Source organism: Ignavibacteria bacterium, from assembly GCA_017302895.1.
Classification (GTDB): domain Bacteria; phylum Bacteroidota; class Ignavibacteria; order Ignavibacteriales; family Ignavibacteriaceae; genus UTCHB3.
Map to the genome: position 1 here is coordinate 162124 of JAFLBV010000002.1, position 23735 is coordinate 185858.

The 23735-nt window shown below is 41.2% G+C and carries 21 protein-coding genes and 1 tRNA gene; 17 read left to right on the forward strand and 5 right to left on the reverse strand.

Features of this window, described 5'->3' with window-relative positions:
* Window positions 1–16: 16 nt before the first annotated feature.
* The 5 genes from J0L60_08370 to J0L60_08390 all read right to left on the reverse strand — a co-directional run bounded on the left by J0L60_08370 (window position 17) and on the right by J0L60_08390 (window position 2959).
* Window positions 17–676 (reverse strand): adenylate kinase, encoded by a 660-nt coding sequence (locus J0L60_08370; GenBank protein MBN8546133.1) that lies wholly within the window; start codon window positions 674–676, stop codon window positions 17–19.
* A gap of 66 nt (window positions 677–742) precedes the next feature.
* Window positions 743–1204, reverse strand: coding sequence for a tRNA adenosine(34) deaminase TadA (gene tadA, locus J0L60_08375; GenBank protein MBN8546134.1), 462 nt, complete (start codon window positions 1202–1204; stop codon window positions 743–745).
* 100 nt (window positions 1205–1304) lie between these two features.
* Window positions 1305–1378: transfer RNA gene (locus tag J0L60_08380), tRNA-Arg, on the reverse strand.
* A 55-nt stretch (window positions 1379–1433) separates the two neighbouring features.
* The gene (locus J0L60_08385) at window positions 1434–2186 is read right to left on the reverse strand and encodes a type III pantothenate kinase (protein ID MBN8546135.1); all 753 of its coding nucleotides are present in this window, start codon (window positions 2184–2186) and stop codon (window positions 1434–1436) included.
* The gene (locus J0L60_08390) at window positions 2183–2959 is read right to left on the reverse strand and encodes a biotin--[acetyl-CoA-carboxylase] ligase (GenBank protein MBN8546136.1); all 777 of its coding nucleotides are present in this window, start codon (window positions 2957–2959) and stop codon (window positions 2183–2185) included. Before J0L60_08390 ends, J0L60_08385 begins: the two co-directional genes overlap by 4 nt.
* Window positions 2960–3139: 180 nt before the next feature.
* Here J0L60_08390 and dnaK point away from each other — a divergent pair, with 180 nt between their 5' ends.
* The 17 genes from dnaK to J0L60_08475 all read left to right on the forward strand — a co-directional run bounded on the left by dnaK (window position 3140) and on the right by J0L60_08475 (window position 23651).
* Window positions 3140–5053: a molecular chaperone DnaK gene (gene dnaK, locus J0L60_08395; GenBank protein MBN8546137.1), complete on the forward strand. Its 1914-nt coding sequence runs from the start codon at window positions 3140–3142 to the stop codon at window positions 5051–5053.
* Window positions 5054–5231: 178 nt separating this feature from the next.
* Window positions 5232–7415: a UvrD-helicase domain-containing protein gene (locus tag J0L60_08400; GenBank protein ID MBN8546138.1), complete on the forward strand. Its 2184-nt coding sequence runs from the start codon at window positions 5232–5234 to the stop codon at window positions 7413–7415.
* Window positions 7412–9283, forward strand: coding sequence for a family 10 glycosylhydrolase (locus J0L60_08405; protein ID MBN8546139.1), 1872 nt, complete (start codon window positions 7412–7414; stop codon window positions 9281–9283). The genes J0L60_08400 and J0L60_08405 overlap by 4 nt, the downstream gene beginning before the upstream one ends.
* A gap of 28 nt (window positions 9284–9311) precedes the next feature.
* A complete protein-coding gene (locus J0L60_08410) occupies window positions 9312–10643 on the forward strand; it encodes a 6-phosphofructokinase (protein ID MBN8546140.1) in 1332 nt (443 codons plus the stop codon).
* Window positions 10644–10652: 9 nt separating this feature from the next.
* A complete protein-coding gene (locus tag J0L60_08415; protein ID MBN8546141.1) occupies window positions 10653–11357 on the forward strand; it encodes an SDR family oxidoreductase in 705 nt (234 codons plus the stop codon).
* A 14-nt stretch (window positions 11358–11371) separates the two neighbouring features.
* Complete coding sequence (locus J0L60_08420; protein ID MBN8546142.1) at window positions 11372–12004, forward strand: MotA/TolQ/ExbB proton channel family protein; 633 nt, start codon at window positions 11372–11374, stop codon at window positions 12002–12004.
* The gene (locus tag J0L60_08425) at window positions 12001–12525 is read left to right on the forward strand and encodes a biopolymer transporter ExbD (protein MBN8546143.1); all 525 of its coding nucleotides are present in this window, start codon (window positions 12001–12003) and stop codon (window positions 12523–12525) included. Before J0L60_08420 ends, J0L60_08425 begins: the two co-directional genes overlap by 4 nt.
* Window positions 12522–12947: a biopolymer transporter ExbD gene (locus J0L60_08430; GenBank protein MBN8546144.1), complete on the forward strand. Its 426-nt coding sequence runs from the start codon at window positions 12522–12524 to the stop codon at window positions 12945–12947. Before J0L60_08425 ends, J0L60_08430 begins: the two co-directional genes overlap by 4 nt.
* Window positions 12948–12949: 2 nt before the next feature.
* Complete coding sequence (locus J0L60_08435) at window positions 12950–13399, forward strand: GatB/YqeY domain-containing protein (GenBank protein ID MBN8546145.1); 450 nt, start codon at window positions 12950–12952, stop codon at window positions 13397–13399.
* A 3-nt stretch (window positions 13400–13402) separates the two neighbouring features.
* On the forward strand, window positions 13403–13924 hold the full coding sequence (locus tag J0L60_08440; protein ID MBN8546146.1) for a CvpA family protein: 522 nt from the start codon (window positions 13403–13405) through the stop codon (window positions 13922–13924).
* Complete coding sequence (locus J0L60_08445) at window positions 13925–16273, forward strand: endonuclease MutS2 (protein MBN8546147.1); 2349 nt, start codon at window positions 13925–13927, stop codon at window positions 16271–16273.
* Between the two features lie 3 nt (window positions 16274–16276).
* Complete coding sequence (locus J0L60_08450) at window positions 16277–17776, forward strand: acetyl-CoA carboxylase biotin carboxylase subunit (protein ID MBN8546148.1); 1500 nt, start codon at window positions 16277–16279, stop codon at window positions 17774–17776.
* Window positions 17776–18276, forward strand: coding sequence for an acetyl-CoA carboxylase biotin carboxyl carrier protein subunit (locus tag J0L60_08455; GenBank protein MBN8546149.1), 501 nt, complete (start codon window positions 17776–17778; stop codon window positions 18274–18276). Before J0L60_08450 ends, J0L60_08455 begins: the two co-directional genes overlap by 1 nt.
* Window positions 18277–18304: 28 nt before the next feature.
* Window positions 18305–19549: an outer membrane protein transport protein gene (locus tag J0L60_08460; GenBank protein MBN8546150.1), complete on the forward strand. Its 1245-nt coding sequence runs from the start codon at window positions 18305–18307 to the stop codon at window positions 19547–19549.
* A gap of 17 nt (window positions 19550–19566) precedes the next feature.
* Window positions 19567–20877: a hypothetical protein gene (locus J0L60_08465; GenBank protein ID MBN8546151.1), complete on the forward strand. Its 1311-nt coding sequence runs from the start codon at window positions 19567–19569 to the stop codon at window positions 20875–20877.
* A 24-nt stretch (window positions 20878–20901) separates the two neighbouring features.
* Window positions 20902–21339, forward strand: coding sequence for an SPOR domain-containing protein (locus tag J0L60_08470; GenBank protein ID MBN8546152.1), 438 nt, complete (start codon window positions 20902–20904; stop codon window positions 21337–21339).
* 32 nt (window positions 21340–21371) lie between these two features.
* Window positions 21372–23651 (forward strand): T9SS type A sorting domain-containing protein, encoded by a 2280-nt coding sequence (locus J0L60_08475; protein MBN8546153.1) that lies wholly within the window; start codon window positions 21372–21374, stop codon window positions 23649–23651.
* Window positions 23652–23735 lie beyond the last annotated feature (84 nt).

A 23735-nucleotide genomic window follows, 5' to 3' on the forward strand; every position in this document is an offset into this window, starting at 1 on the left:
GTAGTAACTCTGCAGGTTAAACCCGTTGTTTTAACTCATCCACAATATCTGAAATCAGTTTACTGACAACATTGATGGGTTGCAGACCGTTGATGTAGTGAAGATCAGTTAAACCGTCATAATATTTGACAACAGGTAAAGTCGTGTCATTAAATATTTTAAGTCGTTTTCTTATAACCGATTCATCGTCATCGGGTCTTTGAAAAAATGAGTATTTTGCCCCACATTTCGGACACTCGGTCAGATTGGCAATTTCATTATTGCTGAAAATATTATTACAATTTTTGCAGGCCCGCCTTCTCGCCAGTCTTTCGACGAGGGCTTCCTCGTCCACCTGAAAAACAAGTACAGCACCAACACCGAAATTGAGCTCACCGAACAGTTTATCCAGTGCTTCAGCTTGTGAAACTGTTCTTGGAAAACCGTCAAGAATAAAGCCATCACGAAGCTGCGGTTCAGATAACTTTTCCCTTATGATACCAATCATGATATCATCGGGGAGGAGTTGTCCACTCGACATAATCTCGTGAGCCTTTTTTCCCAAAGGAGTTCCTTTTCTAACAGATTCTCTTAAAATGTCGCCGGTCGAGATGTGTTCGAAGCCATATTTATCACTTATTATTTTGGCTTGCGTTCCTTTTCCCGCACCAGGAGCACCGAATAGAATTAAATACATGATCTTCCTTGTTGTATCTCTGTTAAAAGACTAAAATTAATACAAAGCAAAACTACTAAATAAATATTAATTTCTTAACTTTTCAAAAAAGTTCTTGAGCAAAAACATACTCTCCGACTCCATCAATCCGGAATAAATATCCACTTTATGATTGAACCTGCCATCCCCAGCATGATTGCATATTGAACCACAGCAACCGGCTTTTGGATCAAATGCCGCAAAAATCAGTTTTTTTATTCTGGAATGAATGATCGCACCGGTGCACATTAAACATGGCTCCAGCGTGCAATAAAGTGTACATTCATTCAATCTGGATGAGTGAAGATAATTTGACGCAGCAGTAATAGCGATCATTTCTGCATGAGCAGTAGGATCATTCAACTTTATGTTCTGATTGTAACCTCTGCCGATGATACGGTTGTCGTGTACAACCACACAGCCAACCGGTACCTCTTCCTGCTCGAGGGCGAGTGAAGCTTCCTGAAGTGCAGCATACATAAACCTGTAATCATCTTCGGTGAAAATCATAAAGCGTTTTAAATTTTTGAAAAATTAAGAAACAACGGTTAAAATTTACGAATAAAAAGGGGAAATAAAAAAAGTCCGTTTGGAGAAACGGACTTCGAAGTACACCCGGAAGGAATCGAACCCTCAACCTTTTGATCCGTAGTCAAACGCTCTATCCAATTGAGCTACGGGTGCAAATTTCAATTATTCAGACCGTAAATGTAAGAAAAAGCGCCAATTTATCAAAACACTACTTTCTGTTTCTGTAATAGATTGAATAAATTCCGATTAAATTAAGGAATTCTTCGTATTGAAAAGGAATTTGCAGATGTGGCATTAATACATCGGCATATCCGCCGGTCACGAAAATTTTGATGTCGGCTGATAACGCATAGAAGTGACTATAGACTCTTTCAGCCAGTCCAATTGTCGAATTGATCAGACCGGAACGAATCGAATTCTCTGTATTGTTGCCGAGAAAACTGCCAAGATTCAAATTATCAACCAACGGCAACTTTGCGGTGTACTGATGAAGTGCAGCGTTCATTATTCTCAATCCGGGGGCTATCATCCCTCCGGTGAAAGAGGGTACTTTGCCAACCTGTAATACATTAACCGTAGTGGCAGTGCCCAAATCGAAAGTAATTACATAATCATAATCCATCAGTGCGTTATCAATCTCCAATAGATGTTTTGCCCCGGAAACCGAGCAAAGTCTGTCGACTCCAAGTGAATGGACAGGTGAATAGGAGATAGTAAATCCAAAATCAAGATTATGATCGATCAGATAAATGTCGGTGTTGGGTTGATTTTTAAGGATACTCTCCATCAATGAAGTATTTTTTGGCACTACGGAGGAAACCACAACATCAATTTTACTGCCGTAAATCAGAGGTTTTATCTCCAACGGATCATTGATGATCATGGTTCTGATCAGTTCTGAGTTATAAAACTCACCGGTTTTGATTCTTGTATTGCCGATATCAACAGTTATAACTTTCATATGGCAGAGACATCACCAAAAGTGATAGTTTTTTTGTCGTCGTAATTATCGATCAGAATTATATGTCCTTCTTCGCTCACATCGGTAAAGAGCCCCGTGAACTCTTCCTCACCGGCTTTTACCGTCACTTTGTCACCAAGCATTTTACAGAATTGTTTCCATTCCGCAACTATCTGATTTGGTTCCTCTTCCAACCTGGCAAGTGTGTACTCAAAATTGTTGAGTATTTCTGCAAGAAGTCGTTCGCGTGAGACTGGTTGCTTGAGTTCCATTCTCACAGATGTAGGCTCGGTCAGATATCCTGAGGCAAAATTAGCCTGGTTGACATTAATACCAATTCCAACCGCCACTTTGCTGATCCTGCTGCCTTGGGAGACCGATTCACAAAGTATACCGGCAACCTTTTTGCTTCCAACGAGTACATCGTTGGGCCATTTTAAATTCGTTTTGATGAGGTGGAGGTTTTCAATCGAGCGCGCGACAACAAGAGAAGCGACAAAGTTCAACAACTGCGGGTGTTTGATGGATCTCTCCTTAAGATCAACCAAAATGGTGAATGTCAGGTTTTGTTCCCGGCTCGAGACCCATTTCCTGTCAAGTCTTCCTCTGCCGGCAGTTTGAAATTCAGCTAAAACAACAGAACCATCCTGTTTTACATTATTTGCACTGTTCAGCACAAACCTGTTAGTTGATTCCGTTTCGTCCAGATAGATGAAATTTCGTCCAATAAAATCAGTTTCAAGTTTGATATCAAACTCTTCAATAGCGAACATATAAAATCCTTTGTGTGACATTGTGTCATATAAAACGACATACTTTATGACAATGTAATATTTTTTATTTACAAAAAGCTGGTTTTTGAGCTGAAAAACAGTTTGGTACGCTTTTTGCAGTGTATAGTCAATTAGAAAAAAATCAGATTTGAAAAACAATTTACGAAAAGGAGACTAAAAATGGGAAAAATCATAGGAATTGATTTAGGTACCACAAATTCCTGCGTTTCGGTTATGGAAGGCAATGAGCCTGTAGTAATCCCAAATGCAGAAGGAACAAGAACCACACCATCTGTTGTGGCTTTTTCTAAAACCGGCGACAGACTTGTCGGCCAGGCAGCTAAAAGACAAGCAATAACCAACCCGAAGAAAACAATCTTCTCAATCAAGAGATTCATGGGAAGAAGAGTTGATGAAGTAACAGACGAGTCACATAAAGTGCCATATCAGATTGTGCCCGGTGATGACAGAACAGCCAGAGTGAATATCGATGACAAACAGTATTCACCTCAGGAAATAAGTGCAATGATTCTTCAGAAGATGAAGAAAACCGCTGAAGATTACCTGGGTCAGGAAGTTACTGAAGCAGTAATCACTGTACCTGCTTACTTCAATGATGCACAGAGACAGGCAACAAAAGATGCCGGGGAAATAGCCGGTTTGAAAGTACGCAGAATAATCAATGAACCTACTGCCGCAGCTCTTGCATACGGTCTCGATAAAAAAGGGAAAGAAGAGACTGTAGCTGTGTACGATCTTGGAGGTGGTACATTTGATATCTCAATCCTCACCATCGGTGACGGTGTTTTTGAAGTGAAATCAACCAATGGCGATACGCACCTCGGTGGAGATGATTTCGATCAGAGATTGATCGACTATCTCGCTGATGAATTCAAAAAAGAAGAGGGCATCGACCTTAGAAACGATCCGATGGCTTTACAGAGACTGAAAGAAGCTGCTGAAAAAGCAAAGATTGAATTGTCATCTTCTGTTTCCACGGATGTTAACCTTCCATTTATCACCGCAACTCAGGATGGTCCAAAACACCTTGTTCATACTATCACAAGAGCTAAGTTTGAGAGTCTCGTTGGTGACCTGATCGACCGCACAAAGTTACCATGTGAGCAGGCGATTAAGGATGCCGGAGTCTCGAAAAGTGAGATAGACGAAGTTATACTTGTGGGTGGTTCTACCCGTGTTCCTGCAGTACAGGAGATGGTAAAAGCGCTTTTTGGTAAAGAACCTCACAAAGGTGTAAACCCTGATGAAGTGGTGGCAATTGGCGCATCAATTCAAGGTGGTGTTTTAAGCGGCGATGTAAAAGATGTGTTGCTCCTCGATGTTACTCCACTTTCACTCGGTATCGAGACTTTGGGCGGTGTGATGACAACCATGATTCAGGCAAACACCACTATCCCAACCAAAAAGACTGAAGTGTTCTCGACTGCATCAGACAGCCAGCCATCAGTTGAGATTCATGTGCTGCAGGGCGAGCGTCCCATGGCGTCTGATAACAGATCTCTGGGAAGGTTCAACCTCGATGGTATTCCACCGGCTCCAAGAGGAGTGCCTCAGATCGAAGTAAGTTTCGATATCGATGCCAACGGAATTCTGCATGTCTCGGCAAAAGACAAAGGCACCGGAAAAGAGCAATCGATTAAGATAACCGGATCCGGTGGCTTGAGTCAGGATGATATCGAGAAGATGAAAAAGAGTGCTCAGGAACATGCTGCTGAAGACAAAAAGAAAAAAGAATTGATCGAAGCTAAGAATCTTGCTGAAAACATGATCTTCCAGACAAAAAAACAGATGGATGAACTGAAAGACAAGATTACTCCTGATCAGAAAAGCAAACTTGAATCTGAAATTTCAAGACTTGAGGATGCAGTGAAAACGGATAATACAGAGCAAATAAAATCTGCTCTCGATCAGTTCCAAAAAACATGGACAGAAATCTCTCAAACTCTTTATGCCCAGCAAGGCCCTGCCGATCCGAATATGGGAGCCAACTTCAACCAGGGAGCTCAGCAACCAGGCGGAGAGACCGGTGGTAAAGAAAAAAATGTTGAGGATGCAGAGTTTAAAGAAGTTTAGTCAACAGTTTTCTGTCTAACTTCCTCTAATTCAAAATATTCCAAGAGGCTGCTCAATCACGGCAGCCTCTTTATTAATTTACCCACCCTCATTTTACCCCTCGTCGGTCATACCCTTTACCTTTCAAAAAGAGCGAATAAATTCGTATATTTGTAACTCAAAAAAATCAAAAGGTGGTATGGCTTTACTTGATACTCTCAACGCGCAACAAAAAGCAATCGTAGAATATAATAGTGGTCCACATGTTGTAATAGCAGGACCCGGAACCGGAAAAACAAAGGTCGTAACATACAAATTAGCTTATCTTCTGGATCAGGGAGTTGATCCTGAGACTATTCTTTGCGTTACCTTTACAAACAAAGCAGCAACAGATTTAAAGAACAAAGTCAGAGAACTTCTTGGTAAAAAAGACTTTGAATTTCCCTGGGTTGGCACTTTCCAGTCTGTGATGGCAAAGATTCTGCGAGTTGAAGCAAAACAAATCGGTTACTCCACAAGTTTTTCAATTTACGACACTGAAGATTCTGAATCGCTGGTTACAAATATCATTGATGATTTCAACATAAACAGTGAGGCTCTCAATCCTCGCGATGTAACCAGAAAGATCAGCTACCTTAAGAATGTGATGACGTTTCCAGCTGACCTCCTTAAAAAAGAGGATAGATCATCAGTTGAAGACAAATTTATCAGAGTGTATCAGGAATACCAGCGAAAAATTCTTGAGAACGATGCGATGGACCTTGAAGACCTGACCCTCAAGCCTCTGGAATTGTTGCTGAATAACAAAAAAGCCTACAACAAGTACAAGAAGAAATTTGATTATTTTATATTCGATGAGTTTCAGGAAACCAACACCGCACAGTATGAAATTATAAAAATACTCTGTTCGAAAGCCGGTAAAATATGCGCGATCGGTGACGATTCTCAGAGTATTTACAGTTGGAGAGGTGCCAAACCGTCGAATATCCACAGTTTTAAGGAAGATTTCACACGGACAAAAGTTTTTCCACTGGAAAAGACCTATCGTTTTACAGAGCAGATACTGAGAGCCGGTGAAGAGATAATTTCCAAAAATGAGAGCTACATCTCCAAAAAGTTATATACCGAACTTGAGGAAGGGGAGCATCTCTCCCTCATAAAGTGCTCTGATGAGAAGGATGAAGCATACCAGCTTGCGAAATTTATAAAAGACGAGATAGCTGATAACAAATATTCCTACTGTGATTTTGCGATCCTTTACAGAACCAACAACCAGTGCCGTGCTTTTGAAGATGTGTTTGTAGAAGAAGGTATTCCCTTTAAAATTTATGGCGGCATAGAGTACTATAAAAGAAGAGAAATTAAAGACCTCATTGCCTATCTGAAAGTGATTATCAATCCTAAAGACGAGGAAAGTCTTCTCAGGATCATGAATTTTCCGCAGCGCGGAATCGGCATGACCACCATAAAAAGAATGATTACCTTTTCCAAAAAACATGAAGTAACACTCTTTGAAACCATGGGCAGAGTGTTCGAGGTGATTGACATAAAAGAGAGAATCCAGAAGAATGTGAAAAACTTCAAGATTCTGCTCGACAAGTATATCGTTCTTAGAGATAAATTATCGGTCGGTGAACTGACCCACGCACTCGTTGCAGAACTGGAACTTCAGAGACTGTTCAATGAAGAGACCACGCATGAATCTCTCGACAAAATCGACAACCTGAATGAATTTCTTCTCTCGATCTCAGAATTTTCCAAGAAGTATCCTGAATCATCAATCGAGGAATATTTAAGAATTGTTAACCTGATGACTGATCTCGACGGTATCGATGAATCTGAGAACGCAATCAGACTTATGACCGTTCACAGTTCAAAGGGAATGGAATTTCCTGTGGTTTTTGTGTCAGGTCTCGAGGAGCAACTTTTCCCGTTATCAACGAAATTTTCACCTGAGGCAACTGTCGAAGAAGAACGCAGGTTGTTCTATGTTGCTGTTACAAGAGCCAAAACCAAAGTTTACTTGTCACATGCAAGAGCACGGTACAGATTTGGCGAAGTTGCCTACGAAAACAGATCGATGTTTATTAACGAAATAGCAACCACACTTCTAAAAGAAGAAGATGCAAGTCAGAACCGTAAAGGCAGAAAGACCAAAAAAGAGAAAATTATCCAGAAATTCCAATCAATCGGTTATGTGGATTGGGAACATCAAAAATCTCTTATCAAACAGGGAAGCAGAGTCTTTCATGAGCAGTTCGGTCTGGGCAAGGTGATTTCAGTCATCGGAACGGGTGAAAACCAAAAAGTGACAGTTGTATTCGATGGCAATAACATGAAGCAACTCATGTTGAAGTTCGCAAAATTGAAGGTTCAGAATTGAAACAAAAATCTCTATTCATCTCTCTTTTTTTCATCCTGACCCTGATCAATCTAAGTGCTCAGGAATTCAGAGGGACATGGCTTGCAAGAAACAGTTTATCCAGCAAGGAAGTCCTGGCGAAAGCTATGGACAGTCTTGCTGCTAATAATTTTAATACTGTCTTTGTAAATGTTTGGAGCAGGGGATATCCCCTATGGAAAAGTGATGTTTTTTTTAGGGAAACAGGAGTGTACATCGACCCGACTTACCAGGGAAGAGACATCCTGGCTGAAGCCATCGTTGAAGGACATAAAAGAGGACTTCACATCGAAGCCTGGTTTGAATATGGATTTGTTGGTGGTTGGACAGGTAATCAGCCTCCCGGCGTGAAAGGACCAATATTCCAGAATCACCCTGACTGGGTAGCCCGCAGAAATGACGGCGGGGAAGTTGACGGTTCCAACTTTTACTGGATGATTCACACCAAACCAGAAGTGCAAAATTTTCTGATTGCCATGTGTACCGAAATTGCTCGAAATTATGATGTTGACGGAATCGAGCTTGACCGAATTAGATATTCAAGTCTTTCTTATGGTTATGATCCTTATACAGACAGCTTGTACAGAGCTCAAAATAATGGAAATCCGCCACCAACCACCGTTTCTGACACATCCTGGATACGATGGAGGGCAAATAATCTGAATCAGTTCATGTTGCGGACACGAGATTCGATTAAAGCAATAAACCCGCACATCAATATTTCAAATGCCCCGTCCCTCTATGCCTCAGGAAGCTATACATCGTATAATACATTTTGTCAGGACTGGATAGGATGGCTTTCCGACGGGTCTGTGGATAATGTTCAGGTGCAGTCCTATGTTGGGACATCCACTTCTTTTTCCTCTATTTTGAACTACATAACTCAGATTGTGCCCGATATTAACAACGTTTATCCGGCCTTCGCAATTTCTCCAAACGGAAATACAATTTCAAATCAGGAAATTACAAATTTTGTAAATGTCACCCGGACCAAGGGATTCAAAGGGAATGCAATCTGGTATTTTACCGACCTCGGCTCTGTTTTCCCGTATATCAGGCAAAATCTGTATCAGTCCCCAAATTATCCGCCACATTCAACTGCATCGTGGAGATCTCTTTATCAAATAATTGAGATTAGTGACCAGAGTAAAGCCGTTCGTTCCGGTACCTGGACTTCGAGCAATGTATTCGGCTATAACGGTCCTTCCATTTATACTGATAATACCGCCCCGGCTTCAGTAAAGTACTTTTTTAATGTACCTGCAGACGGGTTCTATGAAATTTATGCCTACAATGTGACATCGGTTAACAGAACCGATTCTGCATGGTATTCAGTTACTGACTCATCAGGAAATCCTGTTAGCGTGCGACTAAACCAAAATGATGTTAATGTCCGCAGATGGAATAAACTGGGTGATTACTTTCTTAAAGCAGGAGAGAGAAACTGTGTAACTCTCTCGAATAGCGGCCTCTCAACGGGCGAACTTCTGAGTGCCGATGCAGTAATGATATCACTGAACAGGCGGTTGTCGCCATCGGTGGTAAATTCAGTAGAATCCGATGGATCCGACTTAAAAAAAAAGTCCATTAATTCATTCGAGGTAAGGAGTTACCCGAATCCCTTCAATGGTGAGTTTAAATTGTCTTTTGTCCTCAGTGACGAAACTCCTGTGGAAATCTCATTGTTCAACACATTGGGAGAGATCGTATTTTCAAAAAGTGTTGAGAATGTTAAAACAGGTTATAACCAAATAAGCATCGGAACCACCCAAATGTCAAGCGGTGTATATTTAGTTAGAATCAGGCAAGCCGGATACTACGATACGATCAAGATCATCTTAAACAAATAGAAGTTCTAACCAACACAAGGACACAAGAATGATAGCTCCTAAAAAATTAGCCATACTGGTTGGAGGCGGACCGGCTCCGGGAATCAACAGTGTGATAAGCAGTGCGACCATTAGAGCCGCAGTTGAAGGAATAGATGTAATTGGAATCAAGGACGGTTTTCAGTGGATTATGGATGGTGAGATAGGGCATTGCCAGCCACTTTCAATCGATGATGTGAGCAGGATACACTTTAGAGGCGGATCTTTTATTGGTATATCGAGAGCTAATCCGACCAAAAATAAAAAACATCTTGAAAATACTGTAACTTCTCTCCTCCGGTTAAATGTAGATAAACTGATCACTATTGGTGGTGATGACACAGCCTATTCTGCGATGAAAGTTGAAGAAATGGCAGCCGGAAGAATCAGAGTTGTGCATGTCCCTAAAACAATAGACAACGACCTTGACCTCCCTCATGGAATTCCAACCTTTGGTTTTCAGACAGCTCGCCATATTGGAGTTGAGATAGTCAAAAACCTAATGGTGGATGCACAGACCACTTCCAGATGGTACTTTGTTGTTACCATGGGAAGAAAGGCAGGCCACCTGGCTCTCGGAATAGGAAAAGCAGCCGGTGCAACCCTTACCCTCATACCTGAAGAATTTCCATCCACAACGATCAAACTTGATCATGTTATCGACCTTCTTGTCGGTGCCATAATCAAGAGAATCAGCTATGGAAAAATGGACGGTGTGGCCATCCTCGCTGAGGGTCTTGTGGAACATTTGGATCCTAATGACCTGATTGCACTTGGTGAAGTGGAAAGAGATGCTCATGACAACCTTAGAATTGCAGAGGTAAATCTTGGTGAAATCCTTAAATCAAAAGTTCAGGAACGACTCAAAGAATTCGGTCATAAAGTGACTGTAGTTGCCAAAAACATTGGCTACGAATTACGGTGTGCCGATCCGATACCTTTCGATATGGAATACACCCGCGATCTCGGATATTCCGCAGCTCAGTTTATTTTAAATGGTGGAAATGCGGCAATGGTATCGATTCAGGGCGGTAAATTCGTACCGTTGTTCTTCAAAGACATACTTGATCCAAAAACCAAAAAGACAAAAATCAGGATGGTTGACCCGTCAAATGAATCGTTCCTCATCGCGAGACGATACATGTTGCGATTGACAAATTCCGATTTCGATGATCCGCATGAGCTTGCAAAATTTGCAGCAACATGTGGTATTTCACTCGATGAATTCACTCAGCGGTTCCATTATATCATCGAAAATGATATGCTATACAAACATATCAAAGATGGTAAGGTGAAACTTACGGGGTCAAGCGAGAAAGACGAATCAAGTCCTAATTTGTAGGTATTAACAATGAGAAAAGAAGCTTTGATCTTCGGCAGTTCAGGTGCACTCGGCGGGGGAGTCGTCAAAACACTCCTTAAGGGTGAATTTGACCATCTCTATTTTTTCGATATGCACATGCCTGAAGATGAATTACCTGCTGTGACAAAAGTTGTGACCGGTGATTTATCTGATTCAGCGAATGTGAAAAAAGCGTTCGAATTTGTGGATCCATCAGAGGACAAGCTTCTTTTCTTGTTTAGTACAGTTGGAGGGTTTGTTGGTAGTAAAATGATTGAAGAAACCACCGATCAGGACCTCCAAAAAATGTTTTCCATGAATTTCACATCAAATTTTAATATTTTGCGCGAGTTCAAGCAGAAAGTTGCGAAATGTGCCGGGGGATCTGCGATTTTCACTTCCGCGTATACTGCTTTCGCCGGTGAAGCCGGAAAATCCGTTTATGGCGCTTCCAAAAGTGCCCTTTCGCACCTCGTTGAGACGGGATCTGAAGAAGGGCGAGCGATAAACCTAAGCGTAAACGGGATAGCTCCTTTCATTATCGATACCCCTGCGAACAGAAGCTGGATGACGGAGACTAATTTTGATACCTTGATAAAACCTGAAGAAGTAGGTAACCTGCTCCTCTCTGTTTTTCGTAACTTCAATTTCGTTTCAGGAAATATCATAAAGTTGCCTTACCGGTTTCCGGTAAACTTCAATCCACAAAAATAAATCACGAGAGCCGGATGAATTCCTTAACTTCGATGTATATTGACGGTGGTGATTTTATGCACCCCATATTGATTGTTTTTATTTTGGGTCTTGTATTTAGTTTTGAACGGCTTTATACTCTGCGAAAAGCGAAAATTAATACCAAAACATTCGTTGATCAGGTAAAGAAAACCATAGAGAGCAAGGGAATTGAGGAAGCAAAGTTAATCTGCGAGAAGAATCCCGGTTCTGTTTCTGCCGTGCTTCATGCCGGTCTTCAAAGATTCGATGAGGGACTTGATTCAGTTGAAAAGGCCATAATGACCTATGGAGGAATCGAAACGGGGTTTCTTGAAAAAGGTCTGGTTTGGATTTCGCTTTTTATTGCCCTCGCACCTATGCTTGGTTTTACAGGTACCGTGCAGGGTATGATAGAGGCGTTTGAGGCGATCAAGGAGGCTAACCAGATTTCTCCTGCAATTGTTGCCGGGGGTATAGCTAAAGCTTTGATAACCACACTTTTTGGTCTGGTGGTCGCAATGATACTTCAGGTTTTTTACAACTATTTTATCTCGAGAATTGATTCTCTTGTTTCTGACATGGAAGAGAGTTCGGTTCAACTGATCGACAGTCTCTATTCACTGAAACAAAACACAGCAAAAAAATGAGTCTTATCAGACGCAGAAAGAGGACACTCCCTGTTGTCCCGCTTGCATCCATGTCTGATATTGCCTTTCTCCTCCTTATATTTTTTATCGTAGCTGCCACCATAGATATAGATACTGGTATTTCCCTCTCTTTGCCGGAATATAAGCCGGAAGAGTCACCTGCTCAAGTAGAAAAAAGTCGTGTAATCGAAATAAATATACTAAAGGACTCTGTTTTTCTGAATGGCGAACCTGTTTCAAGTAATGGTTTATATGCGAGTATACTTGACCGTGTAAGGCAGAGTCGTGAGATCCCTGATGATGCAAAACCTGTTTCATTAATACGCTACAGTAATAAAACTCTATATCAAAAATATATTGTTGTCCTTGATAATGTGAAGCGGGCATATAAAAATGTGCAGGAAGAGACAGCTAAAGAGAAATTCGGCAAGTCTTTTAAGAATTTATCCGAGGAAGAAAAAAACACAGTTGCTAAAATTGTGCCTGTTTACATCACTGTAGCGGAATTAAAAAAGAAATGATTAATTTTGCGGGCAAACTTAAAAGAAAGAAATCAGAACCCGGTATCCCGCTGGCGTCAATGCCTGATATTATTTTTATTTTGCTTCTCTTTTTTATGGTCTCAACAGTTTTGAAGGAAATCGATGTAAAAGTGCAATATGATCTTCCTGAGGCAACGACTTCCGAAAAATTTGATAACAGACGTCTCACGGCCTACCTGTTTATCGGCAGGGATGGTAAAATGCAATTGAACGACATGGTTGTTACACTCGATCAACTGCGAGAAAAAATGGAGGTCATCAGATCACGAATGAATAATGTCGTGGTGCAACTTAGGGTCGACAAAAATATACCGATGAGTCAGGTGGAGAAAGTTCAACTTGAACTGAGGAAAGCCAAGTGTTTGAGAATTAATTATGTTTCATCACAGAAAGAGGATTAGAGATGAATTTAAAAGAAAAAATTAATGAAGAATTAAAATCGGCAATGAAGAGCGGCGACAAACTTCGCCTCGAAACCGTCAGATCAATAAGAGCCGTGATTCTTGAGTATGAAAAAAGCGGCAAAGGTGAATTGAATAACGAAGCAGAAGAATTAAACATCCTTAACTCTTTGGCAAAAAAAAGGAAAGAAGCTGCCGACATCTATCGTTCGGCAAATCGTCCGGAACTCTGTGAAAAAGAGGAGAGTGAATTAAAAATCATTATGGAGTTTCTTCCTGCTCAACTGACTCAGGATGATATCAATAACAAGGTTAAAGAAATTGCCGAAGCCAATTCCATCGCAAAAGGCGGTGAATTCAGTAAACTCATGTCTGCAGTTATGAAAGAACTAAAAGGTAAGGCTGATGGTTCTTTAATCAAAAAAGCAGTCGAAGAATTCTTGCGTGGATAATGATTGAATTGGATTGATATAATTGTAATTCTATTGAGCGCAGCCTCTTTTTATCTCGGTTATAAAGAGGGCTTTATAAAGAAAATTTTCGATGTGATCGGATTTTTTCTCGGGATATTTCTTGCGATTAAATTTGCAGGAGCAGCCGGAAATGTGTATAAGAGTGTACTTGGGGTTGCTGACGGTTCCGCAGGCATAATTGGAGGAGTTACAATTTTTATCTTCTTTCAAATTTTAACGGCGATTATTGTAAAAGCCACCAAAATTCACGACAAGGTCAATCATCTGATAAATAAAATAGTTGGTGGACTGACCGGTGTAATACAGATAATAATTTTTTTAAGCGCTATCTTTTTCTTCGCTTCCAAACTTTCGTTTCCATCTGAGGAAACGGGGAAAAAGTCTTTTTTCTATGCAAGTGTGAAAAGTGTGCTACCCGGAATAATTGACACAATTATTCCCGATGAGAAGGGGAACACAAAAAAGAAAAGCAGCATAGTAAACAACCTCCTTATCCGGAAATAAATGTTCTACTCTGATAAACTTGAATTCCCCAAAGTTCTGAATTACATCTCCAAATACTGCTACACTCAGAAGGGAAAAGAGATAGTAAACAGTCTTCAACCCCTATTAGCAGAGACTGAAATACTCCTTGAGGGGAAATATGTAACAGAAGCGAAAGAACTCATAAATCAACGCGGGTATCCGCCAATCAATTCTTTAGACGATATTCAACGGGATATCCAATTGTCAAGGGTTGAAGGTGCAGTACTATCAGCCAAGTCAGTTTTTAACATCTTTGAACTCGCCATCTGCTCTGTAAACTTAAAGAGTTTTCTTTCCCAAAACCGGGACATTGCCCCGCTTCTTTCCGAATTTGCCACATTTCTTTTTGAGGATAAATTATTTGAGAGATATATCTCCTCCATATTTGACCCTTCGGGTGAAGTAAAGGATACAGCAAGTAAAAGCCTTCAGTCGATCAGAAGAGAGATTCGGGACCGTTCAGACGAGTTAAGAAGGTATGTCAGCAAAATTGTAAAAGATCTGACCGAAAAAGAAATAACAAGAGAAAATTATCTCACTCTTCGTGACGGCAGACTTGTGGTTCCTGTAAAAGTTGAGTATAAAAGGCAACTTAAAGGTATTATACACTCCGAATCTTCCACAGGTCAGACAGTGTACATCGAACCGGAAGAGACACTTAATCTCAATAATGAAATTGTATCTCTAAATTTTGCAGAAAAACGGGAAATTGAGCGGATATTAAAAGAAGTAACCGTCAGGATCAGAAACAGTTCCGATGAACTTCTTCTTGCATTTGAGACGGTTACCCGGCTCGATTCAATTTTTGCGAGAGCCAATTATTCTATTGAGGTTATGGGAGCTTTTCCATCATTTAACATAGATGAAGAAATATCTGTTTACGGTGGCAGGCATCCGTTATTGATTCAAAAACATGGAATTAAAGGAACCGTTCCATTTAATTTGAGGATTAAACCGGGCAACTCTGTAATTATCACAGGTCCTAATGCAGGCGGAAAAACTGTTCTTATAAAGAGTATTGGACTTCTCGTGCTGATGGCTCAATCGGGCATTCATATACCTGCCGGGCCCGATACAAATCTCCATATTTTCGACAAAATTCTAGTCGATATTGGTGATTCTCAATCAATCGACGATGATTTAAGCACATTCAGTTCGCATCTTTCCAATATCAAGCATATTCTTGAAATCGCTGACGAATCCACATTGGTTCTTATTGATGAGATTGGAACAGGTACAGATCCCGACTCCGGTGCTGCCATCTCCCGCTCAATATTACTGGAATTGAGCGAAAAGGGAAGTCTCGTTTTCTCAACGACTCATCTCTCCGCACTCAAAGCACTCGCGTCAGAGTTCGAGGGATTTAACAATGCCTCCATGAGTTTTGATACAGATGAATTAAAACCAACTTACCTGTTCAGACAGGGAATTCCCGGTTCGAGTTATGCTTTTGAGATTTTACTCAGGCTTGGCTTTGAAAAATCATTTATTGAACGGTCTACCGGATTTGTTCAGGATGTGAATGCAGGCCTGGAAAAAATCCTGCTCGAAGTGGAGCAACGGGAGCAGGAATTGATGAAGAAACTCTCCCATTATGAAAAGGAAAACACAAGGCTTACCGGACTGGCTAACCTGTATGAAAAAAAAGTTCGTGAACTCGATAAAGAAAAAAATAAAATCTTAAAGGATGCAAAAGAAAAGGCAGCCGTTTTCATCGAAGAATCGAATAAAGAGATTCAAAAAGTGATAAAAAATATCAGGGAATCACAGGCAACTAAACAGACCACTTCCAAAGCTATTAGTACAATCTCGGAATTAAAAGGGAAGCTTTCCAAAATCAAAACTGGGGAGACGGAAACAGTTGAAATTGATGCTTCACCGATAGAAATTGGCGATGTTGTCAAAATCAAAGATTCAGAGACCACGGGTGAAGTAATTGAAATTACTCCGGACAAAAAACATGTAGTTATCTCAACCGGTCCGCTTAAAATCTCATTCAATGTTGACGAATGTGTAAAGGTTTCGAAAAAAGACCTGAGAAAAGAAAAAAGAAAAAGCTCACATGTTGAAATCAGATCTGATGTCAGTTACAGACTTGATATAAGAGGGGAGAGACCCGTCGACATTGAAAACAGGGTTGAAAGATTCTTGATAGATGCCTATCTTGCAAACCTTGGCAGCGTCGAGATAATTCACGGCAAAGGTACCGGAGCTCTTAAAAAAGCGGTTCATGATATAATTAAAATAAATCCAAAAGTAAAGAATTTTCACTTTGCCTCTGTCGATGCAGGGGGTGAAGGCATAACCATTGTTGAATTTACGGAGTAACAAGTGTATTTCAAAAAGATACTTATAGTTAATCGTGGTGAAATCGCACTTAGAATTATTCGCAGTGCAAAGGAATTGGGAATCGCCACTGTAGCTGTATATTCAGATGCAGACATGAACGCTTTGCATGTTAAATACGCTGATGAATCATATTCCTTGGGTGGAACAACCGCAGCAGAGTCCTATCTTGATATCAACAAAATACTCGAAGTCGCCAGAATTTCCGGTGCGGACGCCATCCATCCCGGTTATGGATTTCTCTCGGAGCGAGCACATTTTATCGAGGCTGTTGAAAATGCAGGGATCTCATTTATTGGTCCTTCAGCAAAATCGGTGGAAATGATGGGCAGTAAAACCGGGGCAAGACAAATTATGCAAAAACATAATGTACCATTCGTTCCCGGAACTGTCGACCCGCTCGAATCGATTGAAGAAGCAAAGGCTTTTGCTTCCAAAATTGGCTATCCCATTCTGATCAAAGCCTCTGCTGGAGGGGGAGGTAAAGGGATGAAAAAAGTTTATTCTGACTCTGAAATGGAGGAAGCCTTCTATTCAGCCAAGAGAGAAGCTCTTTCGGGGTTTGGTGACAGCACGGTTTATATTGAAAAATTTATAGAAAATCCGAAACATATCGAAGTCCAGATTCTGGGTGACAAGTTCGGTAATTATGTCCATGTATTCGAACGGGAATGTTCGGTACAAAGAAGGCATCAAAAGATAATTGAAGAATCTCCTTCTCCTGTAATGGACAGCGTCACTCGAAAAAAAATTACAGAGACAGCTATAAATGCAGCCCGTGCGTGTGACTACTACAACGCCGGAACAATCGAATTTTTGATGGATGAGAAGAAGAATTTCTACTTCCTTGAGATGAATACCCGCTTGCAGGTGGAACACCCGGTGACAGAACTGATTTCCGGTCTCGATCTAGTGAAGGAGCAGATTAGAATAGCTGCAGGCGAGAAATTGTCATTTACTCAAAAAGACCTGAAAATTGCAGGCCACGCAATCGAGTGCAGGGTATATGCCGAAGACCCCGATAATAATTTCCTTCCTTCAACAGGTAGAATTACTTTTCACAGGCTGCCGACAGGACCGGGAGTAAGAGTTGACGAGGGGATAGAGGCAGGTTCAGAGGTTTCGATGTTTTACGACCCGATGTTGAGCAAGGTTATTGTTCACGGCTCTGACCGTCATTCAGCGATCGAAAGAATGAAAATTGCCCTCGCTTCCTATTCAATTACCGGTGTTCAGACCAATTTGTCTGTTTTATTGTGGTTATTGAATAACGATTCTTTTTTAAGTGGAAAATATTCCATAAATTTACTTGATAAGGAGTTTTTTCCTTTAGTCCCCGGGAAATGGAAGGAAAGTCTGTGCGACGACCTTGAGGATGCTGCAGTCGCACTTGTCTCTATCCTTCGCGATGAAGCACGCAACAGTTCAAACAATGTCCGAATAAATGAGGTATTCCACGATAACAATTGGTACAACGAAGAATAATGCCTGACTATTTTGTTGATGTAAACAAGAAAGAAAAGTCTGTCCGGTTTACGGGACCGGGTACCATTGTGATCGACAACAAACAATACGATTATCGTCTCGAGGAAATCAACGATAATTATTATTTGCTTCGTTTGAACAATAAAGTTTTTAGAGTAAATAGAGTATCAGGAGAAAAAAACAGCCTTCTGATACTTATTGAAGGCAGATATTTCGAAACCGAAATAAGGACAAACCTGGAACAGAAAGCCCGTCAGGTTCTCTCCAATGTAAAACAGAAAAATCACCACTCATTGATCAAATCACCTATGCCCGGGATGGTTCTTAAGCTTAAGAAGAATGCCGGGGATGAGGTTGCTCAAGGTGAGTCTATCATGATCCTCGAAGCAATGAAGATGGAGAATGATATCAAATCCCCCTTCAGTGGAATTATTAAAGAGATTTATGTCTCTGAACGCTCTGCTGTCGAGAAAGGAGCAAAGTTATTTTTAATAGGTTAATCAATAATTATTTTATTCCGGAGGTACTGTGAAAAAATATTTATTCTCTTTTCTGTTTTCTCTAATAATTGGAGGAAATGTAATCGCTGGTGGCTTTCAGTTAAATGAACACGGAGCCAAGGCGATGGCGATGGGTGGTGCGTTTGCCGGTTTAGCAAACGATCTCTCAGCGTTTTATTTTAATCCCGCAGGATTGGCTTTCATGAATGGCATCAATGTGTCGGCAGGTACAGCTCTTATCGCTCCGACCGGCGCATTTAGAGGACCATCACCTTCGATACAGGAATCAAAGATGGTGAACAAGGTGTTTACACCAAGTCATCTCTATTTTTCATATCAGGTGAATGATAAACTGGTTCTTGGTTTTGGTGCCAATAATCCATTCGGTCTCGGTACCACCTGGGATAACAACTGGCCGGGCAGATTTGCTGCAGTTGTGACAGAAGTACAGGTTTTCAGCTTTAACGCGGTAGCTGCATATAAATTGCTTGATAACCTCAGCCTTTCGGCAGGTTTTCAATACAATTTTGCTAATGTAGAGATCACAAAACAGCAGAAACTCGCTCCATTTGATGCCGAAGCACATGTAGATCTCAAAGGAAAAGACATGGCGGCATTTGGATTTATAATTGGTGCCATGTGGAAACCAACCTTGGATTTCTCCATTGGAGCAACATACAGAAGCCAGGTTAAGTACGGCTTTGAAGGTGATGTTGTAACTACAGGACCCGCACAGCTTTCAGCATCATTACCGAATGCACCAATCGCAGCAGAGCTTACAACCCCTGCGCAGGTTATCGCGGGTGTGGCTTACAAGTTTATGCCTAATTTCGTTGTTACCGCTGATTTTCAGTATGTCATGTGGTCAAGTTATGATTATCTGACAGTAACTTACAAGTCTGATGGCAAGGTACTTACTTCATCGGAAAGATTGTTTGAAGATACATGGATAGCCAGACTTGGACTCGAGTACAAGTATTCTTCAGCTCTCGCTCTTCGTGCAGGTTTCCTCTATGACAGAAATCCTGTAAAAGATGAGTATCTCGATCCCACACTTCCTGATGCAAACAGACTTGGTTTCTCAGGCGGTATCGGTTACGCTCTTACAAACAATTTGAGCCTTGATCTTGCTTATCTATTCCTAAGGTTTCAGGAAAGAACAATCACTAATTCAAAAATAAGTGCCACCGGTACTGCCGGTTTCACTCCTATGAATGGTACCTACAATTCCTATGCAAACCTCTTTTCATTAACATTTAATTATAAATTTTAATCTGAAGGAGTTAGATAATGAAAAAGATTCTTAGTTTATTCCTGGTTCTGGTTTCAACAGTAGTACTGTTTACAGGATGTCAGGACAGATCAGACCTTACAGCTCCTGCTGCACCGGCAACGGGCACAGCAAGCTTCGCCCGGTATGTTGCAATAGGTAACAGCCTTACAGCAGGATATCAATCGGGTTCACTTTATGAATCAGCTCAGAAGTATTCGTATGCTAAACTGATCGCTGACCAGGCCGGGACCTCATTTGCCTTCCCGAATATTGGTGAACCGGGTACGAGAGGCAGACTTGAAGTACAGTCGATCACTCCATTCGTATCTTATGTAAATCCGAACAGTGGTCCACTCTTAAATGCAACCTACGCCAAACCATATAATAATCTTGGTGTTCCCGGAGCATTGATTTACGACTTCCTGAATGCTTACGACTCCTTGAGTTGTTTCTCTGCAGTTTTTGGTGGTTCACCGAATCCGATGTTTAACATCGTACTCAGAAACCAGGGTGGTGCCAAAACCACACAGTGGCAACAGACTAAGGCTCAGCAGCCTACTTTTGTAACCTTCTGGCTCGGATCAAATGACATCCTTGGCCACGCCGCCTCCGGTGGTGTTGTTCCTTACACTCCTGTACCAACTTTCACAGCCCTGTTCAACCAGGCAATGGATAGTTTAAAGACTCTCGGCTGCCCTGTGGCAGTAGGAAACATCCTTGATGTAACTGTAGCTGCATACTTCACTACTGTGGGTGGACAGCTTCAGCAACAGGGAGTTACCGCCGTTTGGGGTGTCAGGGGAACCGGAGATACAATTCCACTTTCTCTCAGCAAAAACCTCCTTACTCTTACTGCTTCGGCTGAACTTGCTGCCGGAAAAGGTTTGAGCAAAGCAAATCCTATCGGAAACCGCTACATTCTTGATTCAGCAGAGATTGTTGGAGTCAAAACCGTAATTGCTCAGTTCAATAATGTAATAAAAACTGCTGCTGAAGCCAGAGGTTTTGTACATGTGGATGTTGCGGCACTTCTTGGTAAAATTGCTCTTGCTTATGTAACCAGTGGTGGTTATGTAGTTGATGGAGTGAAGTTTACACCTGTATTTGTTACAGGAAATCTTTTCAGTCTTGATGGAGTTCATCCAACCAGCCAGGCACATGCTTTGGTAGCAAATGAATTCATTCAGGCAATAAATGCGAAGTACAATGCAAAAATACCGGCGATAAATGTAGCAACAATTCCGGGCAGTCTTGTTTTTAAACAGCAGCCAAGTGGAAATGTCGTTCCAAATTATTCTTCGGATATGTTTAAACACATATTGTTCTAATTAAACAAGTAAAGGATTTTGGCAGTGAAACTTTTATTTTCCAACACAAAAATGATCCAAATGTACGCCCTTCTATTTTTGGTCGCGTTGTTTGCATCATCATGTTCCTCGGTTTCAGATGAAAATAAAAAAGAAGAATCGGCAGTAACCTCTAATCAACTTGATACAATCAAATCTGTTGATAACACCCCTTCTGTAGATTCAAAGGTGGAAGTGCCAAAATCCTTCCTTTATATTATTCAGATTGGTGCCTACAGCACATTCGAAAAAGCAAAAAAGTTTCGGGGATCAATTAAAAATAAATTAAGTGAGGAAATTTTTGTAAGTTTCGATAAGAGAACTTCACTTTATGTGGTCAGGTTAAAACCGCGTGAAACTCGGGCAGAGGCAGAGGAGATCAGGACAAAATTGCGCGCGACAAAAGAATTTTCCGATGCCTTCATTTTAACAATTGAGATTTAGTTCAATATATTCACAATCTTCGGGAGGCTGGTATGCGCAAGCTTTTACTTGTTGTATCCATACTTATATTTTTTGTCGGGCAGAATAATGCCCAGATTACGACTAACTGGGCTTTAATCAGTGGTAATGCAAACATGCCATCATGGTTTGGTTTATCAAATACTGAGAGAGGAATGGCATATTCCTCTGTTAATAATTTAATGTATGTTGTCGTCAGAAATGGTGGCGTTGTACTGAAATCCATCAACCCAACCAACGGTGCTGATGTGGCAAACTACGATATGACAGGTGTTGCCGGTGGTACTTTCATTCTTAATGATGCAGAAGCATCAACGGATGATGGTAAAGTTTATGGTTGCAACCTTGCTACCTCGAACGCAAGCGCATTCAAGGTTTATCGCTGGGATAATGCCACCGCAGTGCCTGCTGTGGCTTTTTCATATACTGCACCGGTTGCCGGTACAAGGATGGGTGATAACTTCACGCTGGTTGGTAAAAATGCTGACAACACTACCAAAATACTTTTCGCTGACGCAACCCGCAACATGGTGTTTATTGCCAAAACCACGGATAATGGAGCAACCTTCCAACTCCAGGATTCAGTACAGTTGCCTGCTTCAAGTTTCGGAGGCGCTGCTTCAGTTTACCCGATTATGAATAATCAGGGAGCAATTGAAGGAATCATTACCAACAGTTCCGGAAAAAATGTAGTTGCCTACACTATGGCAGGTCAACCAATGGGCAGTATCCCGGGTGGTGTTATCGGGACAGGTTCAACTACTGTCAGAGGTTTTGAAGTAAACGGACTTTTCTATATTGCTACCTTCCAGTATGGTGGTGGAAATGAGAATGTAAGAATCGTGGCAGTTGGCGATGATCCAAACATGGCAAGGACATATGCGATTACAACACCTCTTGGTACAAATGCAAATGTGAACGGTACCGGAGATTTTACATGCTATGTTCGCCCGAATGGTAAAGTGGAAATTTATGTTTTGGGAACCAACAATGGTATTGCTAAATACACAGTTGATTTCCCGTTCTTCATGAATGGAAGATTCAACGAACCCTATACCTTCGTTGCATCAAAACAGAATCAGAATTCAGGTTTTGGTCCTAACATGGAATTAAAAACCATGGGATATGCCTATGATTCCAACTATGTTTACATTGCGGTTCAAGGCAAACTTGACAAAACAAACTCAAATGGTATTGCAGTTTTCTTAAATTTCAGTGATATCACTGGTATTCCCGCCGGCTCATCACTGGGTGCTGTTCCTAACGGTGGACATCTCTTTGGTGATGCTACGAACCCTAACTTCAAGATGGGCTTCGAGGTTGACATGGCTTTTGTTATCAACGGTGGTGGAAACGATTCCGTTTCTTATCTTGATGCAGCCAAATACTTCAACGGAGTTAAAACCGGTGGTTATATTGGCTATACCTATAAATCAGGTTCGGCGGCTCAAGGTCCTGCAGCTCCCGGAATCTTCGCAGCAAATGCAATTACATTCGCTCTCGATTCGGCTTACGACAGAGGTCGCGGTCTTGAAATAAGAATTCCAAAAACCGAATTAAACAACCTCGGATTTTCAGGAACCATTCAGATGGCTGCTTTTATTGTTTCAAACACAGCCTATTTCTCTGATCTCTCACTTCCCGGCAATATCACCGGTGGTAATGTTGCTTTCAATCCTAACTTTGCATCACTTCCCGGTGGTCCCTACTACACAGGCGCTTTCGCTCTCCCTGTCGAGTTGGTTTCCTTCTCGGCTAAAGCGATTGATAATGTTGTAGTTCTTGACTGGATGACCGCTTCCGAGCTTAATAATAAAGGTTTTTCAGTTGAAAAGAGCTTCGATGGAACAAGTTTCTCAGAGATCGGTTTTGTAGCCGGTAGAGGAACAACCACTGAATTTGGTAAATACAGCTTCACAGACAATAATGCCGGTGCAGCGGTAGTTTACTACAGACTGAAACAGTTGGATTTCGATGGCACTTTCGCTTACAGCAGTGTTGTAAGCGTTGAATCATCTTCAGTTCCGGCAGTTTTCGCATTGAACCAGAACTATCCAAATCCTTTCAATCCTTCCACTTCAATTTCCTTTACTGTAGCTTCGGAAGGAATTGCAAGTCTGAATGTTTATTCCATCAATGGCGAACTTGTTTCCACACTGTTCAACGAAACAGCAAAAGCAGGTCAGGTTTACAATGCTAAATTTGATGCCGGGAATCTTCCTTCGGGAATTTATTTCTACAGACTGACCCAAGGTAATTCTGTTGTTACCAAAAAGTTAACCCTTCTTAAGTAAATTCTTCTGAAATTCGGGCTGTCTTGAAAAGGGCAGCCCTTTTCTTTTCAAGTAAAGATTCTTAACACTTTAGTAATCGTAGTA